Raw genomic sequence first — 15,891 nt, forward strand, 5'->3', positions numbered from 1 at the left:
AACTATGATGCAGAGGGGTAAGTCGCTACGGTTTGACCCTGAAGAGATCAGCGAGATTGCTCAGCTTGATTATGGCAATCCTAGAACATTTGCCTTGCTAACTCTACTTTTCCCGGGCTTTGATTTTTCACGACATTTTCATGTCGACCACATCTATCCTAAGGGACTATTTACCAAAAATAAACTCAGTAAGGCAGGCGTGCCAGCTGAACTACAAGAAGAACTTATTGGAGCGTCCAATAAGCTACCAAATCTACAGCTGCTTGAAGGCTCAATGAATAATCAGAAACGACAGAAAATGCCACATGAGTGGTATACCCAGCAATGGCCAGATACTCATGCTAGGACTGCTCATTTGCAATCTCAAGCAATCTCATCATTGCCTGAAGAGCTCATAGAGTTTATGGCGTTCTACAATGAGCGCCATCAAACGCTACTAGCACGTATCAAAATAGCACTAAGCTCGACTCAGAGCATGACAGATAGCACTATCAATATTGAAGTATAAGAAGCTGAGGCACAAGAGTCACTATGAATACCAGTAATATAAAAAAATATGCGCCAAAAGCCCGCCGTGAGTTTATGGAGCAGTCGCCAAACGTCTAAATAGCTTTGGTATCTCGCAAACCGAAGCAAAAGGCAGTACAGCAGGCGAGCTAAACATCGCAGAAGCCATCGTGCAAGGCTCTGTGCTACAAATTAATGGCAATAACTTCGACAGTGCTTTAGCTGAGCCTAGACGACGCTTGGTGGCACTCAGCGAGCAGATGGGCTTTGAGCAACTGGTAGAGCAAGGCGCTTATACTTGGTTTAACCGCTTATGCGCGATTCGTTATATGGAGATTCATGATTATCTTGGTCATGGCTTTCGCGTATTGTCGCATCCAGACAATCCTACAGGATTTGAGATTATCGATCATGCTGTGGATGCTGCTGACGAGTTAGCGTTAGACCGTGACTATATTATTGAGTTAAAGCTGGCAGGTAATAAAGACGAGACGTTATATCGGCGGCTTTTGCTAAAGCAGTGTCATAAGCTGCATGAAGCCATGCCGTTTTTGTTTGAAGCCTTAGATGATGCGACTGAGCTGCTATTACCAGATAATCTTACTCGTACCGATTCGATACTGCGCGGCTTGGTCGATGGTATTCCTGAAGAGGATTGGGAACAGGTCGAGGTGATTGGTTGGCTGTATCAGTTCTATATCTCTGAGAAAAAAAGACGAGGTCATGGGCAAGGTAGTCAAAAGCGAAGATATCCCAGCCGCCACTCAGCTATTCACGCCCAATTGGATTGTAAAGTACTTGGTACAAAACTCAGTCGGCCGTCAGTGGCTACAGACCTATCCTGAGTCAGCGATTAAAGCTCAGATGGAACACTATATCGAGCCTGCCGAGCAATCATCCAAGGTCAATGAGCAACTGCAAGCGATGACTCCTGATAGTATCGATCCTGAGAGTATCAAGGTACTCGATCCAGCGGTAGGGTCGGGCCATATATTGATCGAAGCTTATAACGTGTTAAAGGCAATCTATGAAGAGCGCGGCTTTCGCTCTCGTGAGATACCACAGAAGATACTAGAGAATAATCTATATGGTCTAGATATCGATGATCGAGCGGCTCAGTTATCAGGATTTGCACTGATGATGCTGGCACGTGCTGATGATAAGCGTATCTTTACCCGTCATGTCAGTCTCAATGTACTGGCACTACAAGAAGGCAATCATATCAACTTGCCAGCAGTGTGGCGTGAGTTGAATTTGTCTGGTGGTTGGGATAATGGCACATCCCAAGATATGTTCGCGGATGAGACGCAAGATCTTAGCTCGTTTGAGGCGGACAATCGCTATCAGTTATTGCAGCGTACAGTTGCGCGTTTTAGTCAGGCGAAGACGTTTGGTTCGCTGATTGAGGTGCCAGCGGATGAGTATAATGACTTAAAAGAGATGCATGAGACTTTGATTGAGCTAGCGGAGTCTGGAGATTCATTTCAACGACCTGCCGCTAAGCAATTGAGTGAAACTATCCATCAGGCGCTTATATTGTCCATTCGTTATGATGCTGTAATTGCTAATCCACCGTATATGGGTGGCAAAGGAATGAATAGCGAGCTAAAAAAGTTTGCTAAGAAAAAGTATCCACATAGCAAGTCAGATCTATTTGCGATGTTTATGGAGCGTGGTTTTTCACTACTTACCGAACATGGATTCAATGCACAAATAAATATGCAGTCTTGGATGTTTCTATCAAGCTATGAAAAACTGAGAGAGAGTTTACTGGCAGAGCGTACAATTATTACTATGGCACATTTAGGTGCAAGAGCGTTTAGTCAAATTAGTGGGGAGATTGTTCAAACGACTGCTTGGATTATTAGAAATAAAAGTATCCAAAGCTATCAGCCGACTTTTTACCGATTACTAGATGGAAATGAAGAAGATAAGAAGCAAGCATTATTACATCGAAAATTCCAGTATGAACATCTCATTCAAGAGGAGTTTAAAAAAATTCCAGGGAGTCCTTTCGTATACTGGCAAGAACAGAAATTCTATAATATATATGATGAATCTAAACAATTAACAGAATTCTTCGAACCTAGAGTAGGTCTCGACACAGGTAATAATGATGAATTTATTAGATTTTGGCATGAAGTTAATTTTTCAGAAATAAAGTTTTTTGCCACATCTAAACAAGATGTCTTTTCTTCTGGAGGTAAATATGTTCCTCATACGAAAGGCGGTGAATTTCGGAAATGGTATGGGAACTTTGATTGGGTTATTAAATTTGATGAGGATTCTTATTCCAAGCTGTCTAAGAGTGGTAACAACCTTCCTTCAAGGAAATTTTATTTTCTGGAAGGTGCATCTTGGTCAAGAATTGGTACATCAGGGTTTTCACTAAGATATAACGATGTTGGGTTTGTTTTTAATTCAGCATGTCCAACTGTTTTCAGTGAAAAAGGAGATTCAATTGAGATTCCACTTGCTCTTCTAAATAGTAGTCTTAGTGATCATTTTTTGGGTGCAATAAGTCCAACTATTAACTATCAAGCAGGAGAAGTTAGGAAGTTCCCTTATATAGTTGCAGACTATAGTTGCATTATAAGCTTAGTTAGTAAGGCAATTGAGATCAGCAAAAAAAGATTGGGATTTGTTTGAGTCTTCCTGGGATTTTAGGAGAAGTTATTTAATTTCTATGGAAAAATCAAGTATAAAACTATCTTTGTATGAGTTTGAAAAGCAGTGTGTATATTTAACTGATAGTCTCAGATCGATAGAAGATTCTATAGATGAGAAATTATGTGAAATCTATGACATACAGCATAATATAATAAGAAAGTCAGCTTTCCCTACAATTTTATCTAATTCCCAATATCGTTTTGGTAAGGGCACTAATGAGTTACAACTAGAATTTAAGTTTAAATCTATGGCTGTAGTTGAGTTACTATCCTACTCAATTGGTTGCATGCTAGGTCGTTACTCACTAGATCGTGAAGGTTTAGTCTATGCAAATTCAGGCAATGAAGGTTTTGATGAGTTAGTCGCTGAGGGCGCTTACAAAAGCTTCCCCGCTGACCAGAACGCTATCATTCCATTGACCGATCAAGAGTGGTTTAAAGACGATGCCACCGACCGTTTGCGTGAGTTTGTACAAGTTGTATGGGGTTCTGAGCATCTGCAAGAGAACTTAGACTTTATCGCTGAGTCGCTATGCTTGCATGCCATCAAACCGCTCGCTAAAAAAAAGGGCAGTCCGAATCCGCGCTTGAAACCATACGTCGCTACCTATCGACCCAATTCTATAAAGACCATCTAAAGACTTATAAAAAGCGCCCGATATACTGGTATTTAGCTCAGGTAAAAACAAGGCTTTTGAGTGCCTAGTGTACTTGCATCGCTATAATGAAGGCACCTTGTCACGTATGCGTACAGAGTATGTCACGCCGCTACTGGGTAAGTATGACGCCTATGCCGAACAGCTAGATAAGCAAATAGACAATGCCGACTCTACCAGTGATGCCAACCGCTTCAAAAAAAGAGCTTGCCGCTTTAGTGAAGCAACAGGTCGAATTGCGCGAGTTCGATGACAAGCTCAAGCACTATGCAGACATGCGCATCTCCTTAGACTTAGATGATGGCGTAAAAGTAAACTATGGCAAGTTTGGTGATCTGCTCTCTGATGTGAAGTCCATCACTGGATCAGCGCCGGAGGTTATCTGATGCAGGCTAGTGAACTCATTCAAGGTATCGTTGCCAAGTTCAAAGACAACAGAATCGTATTTTGGCACGATCCTGACCAAAGTTTTATAGAAGAGTTGGATAGTCTCAATGACCCTTTGACCGCTGCCATTAACGCTAATGCTGATAACGTTGATAGTGATGAGAGCTTCTCAACAGAGGTAACGGTTCTAAATATGGCTGATGAATCCGTATTGGCCACCAAAAAGCGTATTGAAATAGATGAGCCTAAAAGACGATTTTTGCTTTATTTTCCGGAAGTAGAATCTGAGCCTGAGCGTGATTGGCTGCTTGATATACGCCTGTATAGTGAGCAGTTTTTTGCAGATCATAGCTCGATGCTACTCAATGAACTTGGCATTACTAACATGGCGCTGCGCTCATATATTCAAAACCGCCAAAAATTCTTTGCCAATAAGCAGCGCTTAGCAGGATTGAAAAAAACGAGTAGCAGACAATGACGATGCGCTGACTCTTGATCGTAAGATGATCGCTGTAGTTGTTAAGTCTGACTCAAGCCATCTGTCTGATATTTTATTTAGCTTGTTAAAAGAGTATGCAAGCCACTTAGAGGATGATACAAATGGATTGCCTTTATGGGAGCAATTGACCAAGTTTGATTTGGTCGATGCACTCTGGATAGAGCTTGATAAAAATTATGGCTACGTCACAGAACAGCCGTCATTTTCAGACTTTGTATTGAAGTTATTTTGCACGGATTTCTGGACTCAGACAGAAGGCATCGAGCGTGACTGGCTCGCTAATAATGTCTTAAGAGGCAATGCAGGTCGAGCCACTGCACTGGCATTTATGGTCAGCTGGCGTGATAGTCGTACGTATTGCCCAGATTATGAGGTTGTATCTCATCAATTGGGCCAGCAACTTGATATCAGTGCTAAAAGCAGCCAGTATCGTCCTATTGAGCTGGTTCGATGCGAAACCTTTAAGACGGTTGAGCAAAATATCATTCGCGGCTTGGTAGAAACGCTACTAGACAGCAGCATAACACTCGATAGAGTTGAGTTTGACAGTATTGTCTCAACTAGGCTGGCAAGCCATTGGAGCTTGTCTAATTCTGCTTATACTAGCTCTTACCAAGCGTTACGTAGTGCAGAAATGCTGATTTATCTTCGTCACACGTATGTTGATGGTTTTCATTTTGATAGTGCCAAATCGATGTATGATGCCTACGTCAGTGATATTTACCAGTTTGATCAAGCCTATCGCTTATTCAATGAGCATGTGCTTATCTCGCTAAGCATCGGTTCTGATATGCTCAGACGGCTAGATGAAGAGATCGAGAGTATATATACCAACTGGTATCTCTATGAGTTAGGACTGGCTTGGGATCATCATTTAGATCATGAGCAACTATTAGATAAATGGCAGATAACAGACGTCCCAAATCAGTACAACTTTTATAGTAATGAAGTGCAAGCACGATTGAACACCACTCAGCTACAACGAGCCTTTGTCATCATCTCTGATGCTTTGCGTTATGAGGTGGCATCTGAATTATGGTCAATTATTAATAATGAAAAACGTTTCAAGGCCAGTATCTCAACACAGTTAGGTGTATTACCGAGCTATACTCAGCTAGGTATGGCGGCACTGTTGCCTCATGACTCTCTGAGCTATCAGCCCGAAAAGGTAAATCTGTCTATGTTGATGGCGTCTCATCAGCAGGTTTAGATAACCGAAATAAAATCTTGAATAAAGTGGACGGTATGGCAGTAAGTGCCAAAGAGCTTATGAGCTGGAGTAATCAAGAGGGTCGCGATAAAATCCGTGCTGCAAGAGTCGTTTATATTTATCATGACACGATTGATGCTATTGGCGATAGCGCGTCAACTGAAGAAAAGACCTTTGAAGCTTGCCGCAGTACCATTGACGAGTTAAAAAACTTAGTAGGTCGCATCATCAATCGTCTGAATGGCAGCCACGTCGTAGTAACTGCTGACCATGGGTTTCTCTTCCAACAAAAAGATCTTGTTGCCGATAACAAGACCAAGCTAACCACAAAACCTAGTGGCGTCATGGAGGCCAAAAAGCGTTACGTGATTGGTGATGACTTGCCATCAGACGACGCTTATTGGAAAGGATCTATCAGCAATACAGCCAACGGCTTAATTGATTCGTCGAACCAGACCGAGTTTTTAATACCAAAAGCCAGCCAAAGATTTCATTTTGTTAGTGGTGCAAAATTCGTTCATGGTGGTGCGATGCTGCAAGAGATATGTGTGCCTATTATCCATATTCGAGAGCTAGATAAGGAGCAGGCGACTAAGTTTGAGAATCAGCCAGTGGGTGTCGTTGTGGCAAACCAGCCAATTAAACTAGTCAGTAATATCGATAAGATCAAATTTATTCAAACGGATGCGGTAGGTGAGCAATTTGTCTCTCGTCAGATTAATGTGTTCATTGTAGATAGTGATGGTAAAGAAATCTCTAGTAGAGAGACGATAAATTTTGACAGTAATAGCAAGATTATGGATGAGCGTACTCGCGAAGCTAGGCTTAGCTTAATCGGATCACAGTTTGACCGCAATGCGCAATATACCCTGATATTAGAAGATGCTAAAACACAGATTAACTATAGTCAGTATAGTGTGACAATTGACTTGGCTCATTTGGATGATTTTTTCTGAGGATAGATAAAATGGTACTGTTTTAATAGATTTAGACAATTCAATTGTGATACATTGATTTACTTTTGTTTGGCTATCTAATCTACTAAAGGTAATTAAAAAAAATGGAATTATTAGATCATTTTAAAATTTTCTCATCGCTCATTTTTGGCAGCATTGCGATTACAGGCTGTTTTGATAAATCAACTGACGTAATTGATGATCCAAAAGTCTCTATTTCTGAATCTAAAGAAGCCTCACATAATAGTGATGATGCTAATAAAGTAACTAGCGATCAGAAGAAAGATATGGGAATGGTAGCTACTAGCTCTACAAATAATGACAACTCAATTCAAGCTGACAACGGATTCATAAAGGTAGCCTCTAAAGATCCTGGTCAAGCTGCTTTTGATGAATTTATGAATAGCAGTTTTGCTACTGAATTACCAACTACTAAGCCGGACTCTAAAGCTTTGTCACAGACATCAATGGATGAGGAAAAAAATAAATCTTAAGATCGCAAGCCTTGTGCCATCTAAGCTCAACACAGGATATTCTGATGAATGGATAGAAAGAGTTAAGTGTGAAAATAATTCGAGTAACTACTTTTGTAGTACTAAATACTTGAAAGATGTACAAAAGTCTAAAAATAGAATTATCTTATCAAAAAATGAAGAAGTTGTTATAAGTTTGAGAACTGTCCCTTCAGAAGGAGATGAGCCTACGGAGCTTACGCTTAGCTATGTTAAAAACGGAGTAGTTTATCCTACAAATCTCCATCCTGACAATTTCGGAGATCATGGCTTCCATAATACAAGATATGCTCGTGTAAATGGTGAAGCGTGTATATATGCCAAGCTAACTGAAGAGGATGGTCGCGAATCATCAAATCTATACAATTGTTTCATACCGTCTGATAATCTGAATGATAGTATGTTTTCCTCATTAGCACCCTCAAAGAATAATGTCGAAATTCTATTTAGTGAAAGTGATTTAGACAAAATAGAACAGACAAGCTATAAGTATTTTTCAGAATACAAGTCTGAATATGACTTTTAATTTGTCCCATTTGTCCCAAGGGTTTTCGATAGTCGGGACAAGTATCAGCCCTTATGCTGTATAAGTTGTACCACTAGTCCCATCTGTCCCAAGGTTTGTATTGAGTTGTTTTTTTGCTGAATGAATAAAGTTGTTTAAATTTATACTTTATTTATAAAATGCATCTTACATATAATCATATAGAGGAGTTATGATGAAGTTTTCAAGAGGATTGTTAACTTGCTTGGCAATAACAGCTGTATCTTTAAGTTCGGTAAACGCTAAAATTAATAATGGCAATGATTTTTTTAAGAATCAGCAGGTAGAGGTATTTAATCAACCTCTGGGTGATGGCGTGAAGTCAACGACTTGGTATGCTAAACCATTAAGAATACAATTACCCGAAAACAATGCTTTGAAGCCTGAGGTGATGTGGCTTCAGGTGTATTCAACCGGATATACAGGCGCCTTCAACCAGTACGTTGAAATAAACTGTAAGGAGCCAGTCAAGTCTCACATTATGACAGCTGATGGGGATAAAATTAGTTTTAAAACGTCAATGGCTTACCCAGATGATCCTTGGGATGACAACTTTATCAATCATATAGACAGAGATGCGGTCGGAGGTATTTTCTCGTATTATTGTTCTTAAAATATATAACTAAATATCCTATTTAAAAAGCTCTCTTATTCACTGAATAAGAGAGCTTTTAGTCTTTTAATGTTCACTCCGCTTTTAACATGGGACGAAAGGGACAGTGGGACAACACCCGTCGCTAAAGGTTCTAAAGCAGTCCTGGTCGTTTCAAGTTAAGGTATGACTGGGACTTTTATTAGTAAACCCTTATTGGTATTTCTAAGCAGGTTCATAGTTCAGTATTGACCCTTTAATACCATAAACACGGGGACGTTGTTTAATACAAGTTGTCGGAGTTTTATAAGTGTTGCGACCAAATTCATTCACAATCAAAAGTCCAGCTTCTTCTATTACTTTCAAAACCTTACGCTTACTAAATGGTGAGCATACATCTTTTTCAAAATCACTAGTAAAAAAAGTAGAAATCGTTTGTGTCGCGATTATGGTAGCCAGCACAATTGCTAATCTTGTCTTCAAAGATTGTAGATCCTTTATTGTAACAAGGCTGAAACCTGCTTGAACCATGTCTTTCAATAAATGCTTTAACATTATTGATGATTTGTCTCTCTTCATGCTCACCATCGTGTCCATAGTTGTCAAGCCAGTTACTAAAACATACCTTGACTGCTGCTGTAGCTTGCCCAGTTTGCCAACCAGTAATACCAGCTTGTGTTGCCATCTCCCCTGCGGCAGCTACAAGCGCAAATCTTTTAGCGACCCTGTGCGCCTGTGATGATAGATCATCGTATTGCAGCATAAAGCCTTTAATTAAACTTTTAGCTTTAGCTGTAGTTTCTACTTTATTAGCAGTAACATAATTAAGCCAAGCAATTCCTGCTGTGCCGTGGTATTTAGAGGCGAGTTCTTTAATTTTATCTGCCTGTTCTGAACCAGAGTCTGCCATTACAAGGCTATCAAAAACTCCATTGCCTGTACCAGCGTCAGCTTCAATATGCGCAACGCGTATTTCGATTCCTGCAGTAACACCTTTAGACTCATATGCAACATGTTGTTTGATTGATTGCTCACCATTGGATAGAAATATGAGGCGCCAAGTATGAGATTTTTGGTTGTCTCCAGAGGCAGACCTTCGGGATTTACTAACTCCATTAGCTAGCATATAAGCGGTTTTGACAGCGATGCTAGGTTCGAGCTGTCCTATTTCATCTAACAGTAAAACGCTATCGTTATGCTCTCTAGCTGTACCTCGAGTGCATTGTCCGTCTGTCTCCACGTTCTAACTATTACTGTAGGCTTCCCCCATACACTGGCTCCTAGGAACATTGCAATAGATTTACCTATACTTGATGAGCCTAGCATGTGAAATCCACCTCCATCATAGCCTAACGGCTCTAATAGTTGTCCTGCGAATGCACAGCATATTGAGAATACAAGACGGCTTTGTTCAGCAATTAGTTTGCATATCTCATCACGCCATTGAACAACTGTACCTCTCTGAGAGAGTGCGTTACTATTTATGCTATCAGATTGATAGACAGTCATTTCATCAGCATTTTTACCTAGCGTGCGATTATGTAGTACGTATCGATCACCATGCCAGCCCAATTTATCAACACACAATGCTCTAGTTTCAATAGGATGCTGCTGTAGATAAATATCTAAATATTGACGATGTTTAATATTAGGTGTGATAATTAAACCTTGACTGGCCAAATATTTACGGTATTCGCGTGTATCGCCAAGAAATGAGCCACTTGCTATAGAGTGTTGATGCATTACTCTATCAGCATCAAACCACCTTACTAATACACCCCATGAAGTGCTATGAACATCTCGCGTTCTGGCAATAACCTCTATGGGTGAGCAAATAAAAACGTCATGCTGTCTAGGAGGTTTGGAAGATTTTTTTTATCATTGAGGTGTACATAATATAAACCGTTTGAACGTAATTCAAAAAAATCCATTTTCGTAAACGAATCGTCCATTCGATTTAGTTTCTGCTATAATTTCAGATGATGGCTCGTCAATGTCATCTGAGGTATTTTCTGAGAGCTGGTCATCCTGCAAGATGACCGGCTTTTTTTATTAAGATAGCTGATTGCTCATCAATTATCTTAGGATCAGAAATCTGATTGTATTTACTCATGACTATGCTTCCTCATTGTTGGATGAAGAAATATGACTATCTAACCAGTCATTAATATCGGACACACGCCAAAGGCTGGCACGTCCCATTTTTATTGGGGCAGGAAACTTCCTTTCATTTATGAGATGGTAAAGGTGTTTAGCGGAAAATCCAGTGATACCGCTTGAGGCGGGTCTGGCTGTAATAGTACGTTGCTGACCTGACTGAGTGATATAAGTTTTAGCTTCGCGTTCAGGCTGGTTTGCGAGATCTGACATTCGCAGGAATTTATTTTTCAATTTCATAATGTTACTCCACAGCATTGTGAGTTGTAGCCAGTCATGGCTGGTGCTGTAGAGTAATGTTATAGGTGGAGTTCCTACATGTCATTTCTATAGAAATTATCATAATTTCTATAGAAATTTTTTAAGGCGTAAGGTTTTGTTTTAAATAGTTTTTTTGCTTCTGGAAATTTCTTGTTTAATGAGCTTTGAGATATACTATCAGTAGTTTTGTATTTGTCTAATATTATCTCTATTAATTTTTTTTGTGTGTAATTTGGTTTAGCAACGTCTCTAATACACTCCATTACTGCACCTAGAATCAATAAGCTATCTCCTTGTCCTTCTTTGCTATTAGCTAGCTCATTATTTTTTTCTAGATCTGTTCTTAATCTATCAATTTCATTTTCTAGGCTAAAAATTTGCTTGTTAGCACTATCTAAGTTTTCTCTAAGAAGTGTATTTTCTTCAAGATTTTTCAATAAAGAAGGCTGATGTTTCAGTAGGTTATTTAACGAATAGCCTTTATAAGATAATAATCTTTCTAAGCTATTACGATCTATAGTAGTCTGAGTAAGATCCAAGGTATCATTAACGTTTAACCCATTAACAAAGTTATTTTTTTACTATTCCTTCATATATAAAATCTGACTCAATACAACTAACTGTTTGCATATATTTTTTAGAGTACTCTTCAGGATATCTATTTCTATTAGAGTAATAAGCATATGAAGAGTCAGTTATATATACATCTTCTAAAGCTATACCTAAATATAGTGCCGCAATTTGAGGAATGTTAAAAAAAGAAAGATAGCTTGCTAGGCTACCGTTAGCAGGTATATCTTTAGCGCGTGCTAAGCTCAGTTGATTTATTGTGATATTTTCGGTATCGGCTCGCTTTAGATAATAATCTGCATAAGTTTGTTTGAAGTTGTCATGCACATTCAGTGTATGATTGTGATCTTTATGATATGTGGCATCGTCAAGAAATTTTCTAACCTGCACAGATTGATATGCAGATTCATCCTCAAGAAAGACAAACTCGCTATCTCTTAATAGATAAAAATTTCTTAAACCTTTAGAAGGGTCAATCGTTGATAAATAATTAGCAATTGAACTAATGTCTTGATTATGTTGTGCTGCTAATTCCTTTAAATATTCAGTAGCTAGAATATAATTACTATTAGATTCTTCTTCATTATTTATAGAGATATTGTGTCTTATTTTTTTAAACAGTCTCATAGTAGAAAGCCTTATAGATATTATTTATTTTATGCTAATTGTATAGTTAGCTGATGTATTAGCTCAGGCGACACGCCCTGCGCTTGTAAACTCTTTATTAAAATATCCTTATCATGTAGCGCTATATCAGTAGCTTGCTCATTACGACTATCCATTTCTTTCTTGACTTCATCTGGTGTAAGCAATTCGAAGCTCATTGCCTTACCAGCTCGCAGATCGTCTAGATGATTTGCCCATTGATTCATCATCATCTGTCGTTCTGCTAAATGTGCAGACAAGTCATAGCGCTTTTTGACACTAGACTGCTTAAGATGGGCTAACTGTATTTCTATTACATCTTCACTGAATTGCATTTCATACAATCCCGTGCTGGCAAGCTGTCTAAATCCATGCCCAGTCATTTCAGGGTAGGGATCACCTGTGTAACCCATGCGTTTCAGAGCTTGATTAAACCAAGCCTCACTATAAGGTTTATTCTTTCTGAAATTATAAAATACGTAACCCGTTTTTTTCTGTCAAAGGTCGCATACGCTCGATAATGGCCATCGCTTGTGATGATAGCGGAATGATATGGTCTTGACGCATTTTCATCTTATGAGCCGGTATACGCCACACATTTTTATGATAATCAATCTCCGACCACTCAAAAAAACCTTAGCTCTTTCGTTCTAACAAAACAGAAGGTCATCAGCTGCATGCCAGCCACGGTTTGTTCATGGGCATTCGGATGATCTGCAACATATTTATCAATATTACGTAATAATTCAGAAAGTTGATGCTGCTCGACTGCTTTCATACGCTTAGCCTGATGAGGTCTTAAAGCTTTATTACGACCATGAGCGACATTAATGATATCGTAGCCTAACGTATTAATAGCATATTCAAAAACTGAGCCAATTAGCTCAACACACTTACTTGTAGTATCGGCTGTCCATTTGCCTTGTTTTTCGAAGTAGTTTTGAATTTCTAGACCTGTTTTGATAACGTCTTGTGCAGTAATAGAGGCAATAGGATAGTCACCGATATGAGGTGCAATATGCCTATTTAGGTAGTTGTGAAGTTTTTGAATATTCTTAGAGGTAGTGGTAGATTTTTCGTCAATATAGCTCTTGGCAATCACTCTAAATAAGTCTTTTTGCTCAAAATTATTTTTTTCATGATTTTTGTGTTTAGTTGGGTCAATGCCATCACTGAGGAGCGCCTGAGCTTTATCGCGTGCCAGCCGAGCCTCTTTTAGTGACACCTCTGGTTTAAATGTAGAGCCAATGATTTGCTTGGCAGATTTATAAATACCAATCTGATAAGTTTTTTTGCTTTGGCTTAAGATCTTTATCGGATTGATAGCGATAAGTCACCTGCCAAAACAGTGAGCCATTTGGATGTTGTATCAGGTATAGATTGTTGCCATCACCATGGCGCGTGACTTTGGTCGGTGTGGATTGTTTGGCGATGGCTTTCACGCCAGCGTCAGTTAATCGATAGTCTTGTCTTCTTGTCATGGCTTATACCTCAAGGCGTTGAGAGGTTTAACAACAATCTCATCGCATAATTAACAACAAAAAATGATGTTGTTTATCATTTAACAACTTATTTAACAACATTGTAGAGGTGCTAGCAGGTAATGACAAGTAATCAATAAAGACAAGTATGTATATGTATAATGGGTTTAAAGGGCTTGAGGTAATGCGAGGTTATGTCTAAATACAATGATTGGTGCGCCCACCAAGACTCGAACTCGGATCGATCGCTTAGGAGGCAACTGCTCTATCCTGTTGAGCTATAGGCGCATTATGGAGTGACATTGTAGAAAAAAGCAGTCATAAAAGCAATCAACAAAAGACAAATAGAGACAATTTACCTTTACTCACCATTGCTAAGCGCGTCAGTGACATCTACAGCATGATCACCTGATGCATTTTTTTTGCCTGTGAGGTTGGTTTAAATAAGTCATTTACACTGTTCTTATAACCACTAATGTTCTCATAATCATATTTTTTTTAGTATATCTTGACCTGTGCTCGATAGTAAAAAAATTACGGAAGTTAATAGCAGTTGTATCGTCTGTCAGGATGACACCTTCAAGCTCCTGTTCATCTTTTAGCGCATAGTTAAAGGGGTTTAGAGTGTGTATCTTTTTATCTTTATCATGCGTACTATTATCACTATTTTTATCAGATGCATTACTTATATCACTGGCCTCAGTACTTTTTTGTCTTTGATCATTTCTATCTTGTGCCTGTTGTAACTCTGACTGTAGGAGCGATACCCGTTCTGTGGATAGGCTATCGTCATTGGTAATAATCATATCTGTATCAAAGACAAAGTCAGAGAGTTTGTCTTTGGTAGAACCACTACTTGGTACTGTAAGAAGGTCGTGAGAGGGGACATAGCTCGCTAACACTTGTACGTGCGGATAACGAGATTCAAAGCTCACAATGATATCGTCCAAAGGTATCTGTAACTTCTCCTCTGCTCGAATGTATAAAACACTGTCAGCAATCTCTCTTGATTCATCCCCTTTCGTACTAGGGTCTGCTTCACTTTCACTTGCCATGATTGGCAATGGGTCTGTGTTTTTTTGATTACTGGTCCACAACCAAATGAAGACCGCGATAAAGATTGTGAGCAGTAGCAAGATTAGCCCAGCCAGCAGTAGTTTGTAGTCTTTCATATATTACTGCTCTTTTATTATTAGTTGATTCATAGCAACGTTTATATACAGGGTAGTATCTATTTTTTTAAAGCTTTTGTTCTAGTACTTCATCGGTTAATTCAGCCAACATGTCTGCAAAGATATCCGTGTCTGCAGAAGGGGTAGATACTTGTTCTTCATTAACCTCACCACTTTCATCAGTATGGCCATTGGTTTGGCAATCTGTTAGAGGATCAGATTGGTTGTTTAATACCTTGGCAGCAGGTGTAGTAGTTTGATGCGCTGCTAACGGCGATTCACCGGTTAATAGTCTGTCTTTTAACCATTTAAACCATGTGCCTCCCACCATGCTTCAAAACGTGGCAAAGTGCTACTACGTACCGCTACAGGTAGATCTAGCGTTCTCAATTTCTGCGCAAGGATAGGGTCGCTGATAGCTTGATGGATGCTCAAATAAAGTGAGCTACTATCATCGGTATAGGGTCGTCTGTTTTTCCATGATCTCTCATCGATTTTCATACGTGGCAGTTGCCACAACTCACCGCGATAATACACGACGTATAAGCGTTGTTTTGGATGGACAAAAATAGCATCAATGGGACGCAATGGCATAATATTAAGTAATCCCGTCAATAGAAAGTGTTATTTAGATACAGGTTGTAAAGGCCAATTTAAAAACCGCAATGAGATTATTTCATTGTAAATATGAATGATAGTATAAAACGACACTAAATGTCGCAAGCTTATTATAATATCGGCATTTACACTAGTAAACGATAACCATCAATGGCACACTGATAGCAAATTTGGCAAGTCAACGTTATCAATGGATATGTAGAATTTGCTACTATGATTGTTTTTGTTTCTGGCCCTCATGCTAGCAGAAATGCATCATAGTAACGACCATCAAACATGGATTGATGAGTATCGATTTTTGTTTTGTCTAGACGTTTTATGGCGTTTTTGACATTGGATACAGACATCTCATCTTATCTTTATTATGCGTAGTACTATTATCACTATTTTTATCAGCTGCATCATTTATAAGTGAAGCCTTTTTTTATTAATCCTAATATCTAACCCTTATTTCA

19 protein-coding genes, 1 tRNA gene and 3 pseudogenes are annotated in these 15,891 nt (G+C 39.1%); 11 read left to right on the forward strand and 12 right to left on the reverse strand.

The window, feature by feature from the left end:
• Positions 1–4: 4 nt before the first annotated feature.
• The 11 genes and pseudogenes from TT11_RS05320 (at position 5) to TT11_RS05350 (ending at position 8,553) form a co-directional block, all read left to right on the forward strand.
• The gene (locus TT11_RS05320; RefSeq protein WP_261869384.1) at positions 5–508 is read left to right on the forward strand and encodes a hypothetical protein; all 504 of its coding nucleotides are present in this window, start codon (positions 5–7) and stop codon (positions 506–508) included.
• Between the two features lie 169 nt (positions 509–677).
• Positions 678–1,352, forward strand: coding sequence for a hypothetical protein (locus TT11_RS17035; protein WP_370587788.1), 675 nt, complete (start codon positions 678–680; stop codon positions 1,350–1,352).
• On the forward strand, positions 1,258–3,156 hold the full coding sequence (gene pglX, locus TT11_RS17040) for a BREX-1 system adenine-specific DNA-methyltransferase PglX (RefSeq protein WP_370587796.1): 1,899 nt from the start codon (positions 1,258–1,260) through the stop codon (positions 3,154–3,156). The genes TT11_RS17035 and pglX overlap by 95 nt, the downstream gene beginning before the upstream one ends.
• Positions 3,157–3,424: 268 nt before the next feature.
• Positions 3,425–3,814 (forward strand): hypothetical protein, encoded by a 390-nt coding sequence (locus TT11_RS17045; protein WP_370587789.1) that lies wholly within the window; start codon positions 3,425–3,427, stop codon positions 3,812–3,814.
• A gap of 67 nt (positions 3,815–3,881) precedes the next feature.
• Positions 3,882–4,085, forward strand: a complete 204-nt coding sequence (locus tag TT11_RS17050; protein WP_370587790.1) for a hypothetical protein — start codon at positions 3,882–3,884, stop codon at positions 4,083–4,085.
• The gene (locus TT11_RS17055) at positions 4,051–4,218 is read left to right on the forward strand and encodes a hypothetical protein (protein WP_370587791.1); all 168 of its coding nucleotides are present in this window, start codon (positions 4,051–4,053) and stop codon (positions 4,216–4,218) included. The genes TT11_RS17050 and TT11_RS17055 overlap by 35 nt, the downstream gene beginning before the upstream one ends.
• Positions 4,218–4,697, forward strand: coding sequence for a hypothetical protein (locus TT11_RS05330; RefSeq protein WP_261869386.1), 480 nt, complete (start codon positions 4,218–4,220; stop codon positions 4,695–4,697). The genes TT11_RS17055 and TT11_RS05330 overlap by 1 nt, the downstream gene beginning before the upstream one ends.
• Before the next feature lie 25 nt (positions 4,698–4,722).
• A pseudogene (gene pglZ / locus TT11_RS05335) lies at positions 4,723–6,884 on the forward strand (BREX-1 system phosphatase PglZ type A).
• A 104-nt stretch (positions 6,885–6,988) separates the two neighbouring features.
• Complete coding sequence (locus TT11_RS05340; RefSeq protein WP_261869387.1) at positions 6,989–7,378, forward strand: hypothetical protein; 390 nt, start codon at positions 6,989–6,991, stop codon at positions 7,376–7,378.
• A gap of 13 nt (positions 7,379–7,391) precedes the next feature.
• Entirely contained in the window at positions 7,392–7,922 is a 531-nt protein-coding gene (locus tag TT11_RS05345; RefSeq protein ID WP_261869389.1) for a hypothetical protein, read from the forward strand.
• 193 nt (positions 7,923–8,115) lie between these two features.
• Positions 8,116–8,553 (forward strand): hypothetical protein, encoded by a 438-nt coding sequence (locus TT11_RS05350; protein WP_261869390.1) that lies wholly within the window; start codon positions 8,116–8,118, stop codon positions 8,551–8,553.
• A gap of 391 nt (positions 8,554–8,944) precedes the next feature.
• On the opposite strand, the gene TT11_RS05355 is transcribed toward TT11_RS05350, so the two are convergent.
• From TT11_RS05355 to TT11_RS05415, 12 genes and pseudogenes are all read right to left on the reverse strand, one after another.
• A complete protein-coding gene (locus TT11_RS05355; protein ID WP_261869541.1) occupies positions 8,945–9,658 on the reverse strand; it encodes a hypothetical protein in 714 nt (237 codons plus the stop codon).
• Positions 9,659–10,368 (reverse strand): annotated as a pseudogene (locus TT11_RS05365) (DUF927 domain-containing protein); the annotation flags it as partial.
• Positions 10,369–10,647: 279 nt separating this feature from the next.
• Positions 10,648–10,929 (reverse strand): AlpA family transcriptional regulator, encoded by a 282-nt coding sequence (locus TT11_RS05370; RefSeq protein ID WP_201579706.1) that lies wholly within the window; start codon positions 10,927–10,929, stop codon positions 10,648–10,650.
• A gap of 74 nt (positions 10,930–11,003) precedes the next feature.
• Entirely contained in the window at positions 11,004–11,489 is a 486-nt protein-coding gene (locus TT11_RS05375; RefSeq protein WP_261869391.1) for a hypothetical protein, read from the reverse strand.
• A 31-nt stretch (positions 11,490–11,520) separates the two neighbouring features.
• On the reverse strand, positions 11,521–12,147 hold the full coding sequence (locus TT11_RS05380) for a hypothetical protein (protein WP_261869392.1): 627 nt from the start codon (positions 12,145–12,147) through the stop codon (positions 11,521–11,523).
• 29 nt (positions 12,148–12,176) lie between these two features.
• Positions 12,177–12,599 (reverse strand): annotated as a pseudogene (locus TT11_RS05385) (tyrosine-type recombinase/integrase); the annotation flags it as partial.
• A gap of 191 nt (positions 12,600–12,790) precedes the next feature.
• Positions 12,791–13,495, reverse strand: a complete 705-nt coding sequence (locus TT11_RS05390; RefSeq protein WP_370587797.1) for a tyrosine-type recombinase/integrase — start codon at positions 13,493–13,495, stop codon at positions 12,791–12,793.
• Entirely contained in the window at positions 13,431–13,646 is a 216-nt protein-coding gene (locus TT11_RS05395; protein ID WP_261869394.1) for an Arm DNA-binding domain-containing protein, read from the reverse strand. The genes TT11_RS05390 and TT11_RS05395 overlap by 65 nt, the downstream gene beginning before the upstream one ends.
• A gap of 212 nt (positions 13,647–13,858) precedes the next feature.
• Positions 13,859–13,934, reverse strand: a tRNA-Arg gene (locus TT11_RS05400).
• Positions 13,935–14,098: 164 nt separating this feature from the next.
• Complete coding sequence (locus tag TT11_RS05405; RefSeq protein ID WP_261869396.1) at positions 14,099–14,818, reverse strand: hypothetical protein; 720 nt, start codon at positions 14,816–14,818, stop codon at positions 14,099–14,101.
• 67 nt (positions 14,819–14,885) lie between these two features.
• The gene (locus TT11_RS05410; protein ID WP_261869397.1) at positions 14,886–15,149 is read right to left on the reverse strand and encodes a hypothetical protein; all 264 of its coding nucleotides are present in this window, start codon (positions 15,147–15,149) and stop codon (positions 14,886–14,888) included.
• Positions 15,119–15,412 (reverse strand): hypothetical protein, encoded by a 294-nt coding sequence (locus TT11_RS05415; protein WP_261869399.1) that lies wholly within the window; start codon positions 15,410–15,412, stop codon positions 15,119–15,121. Before TT11_RS05415 ends, TT11_RS05410 begins: the two co-directional genes overlap by 31 nt.
• Positions 15,413–15,891 lie beyond the last annotated feature (479 nt).

The sequence above is a fragment of the Psychrobacter sp. JCM 18901 genome (genome assembly GCF_000586435.1).
In the GTDB taxonomy this organism is placed as follows: domain Bacteria; phylum Pseudomonadota; class Gammaproteobacteria; order Pseudomonadales; family Moraxellaceae; genus Psychrobacter.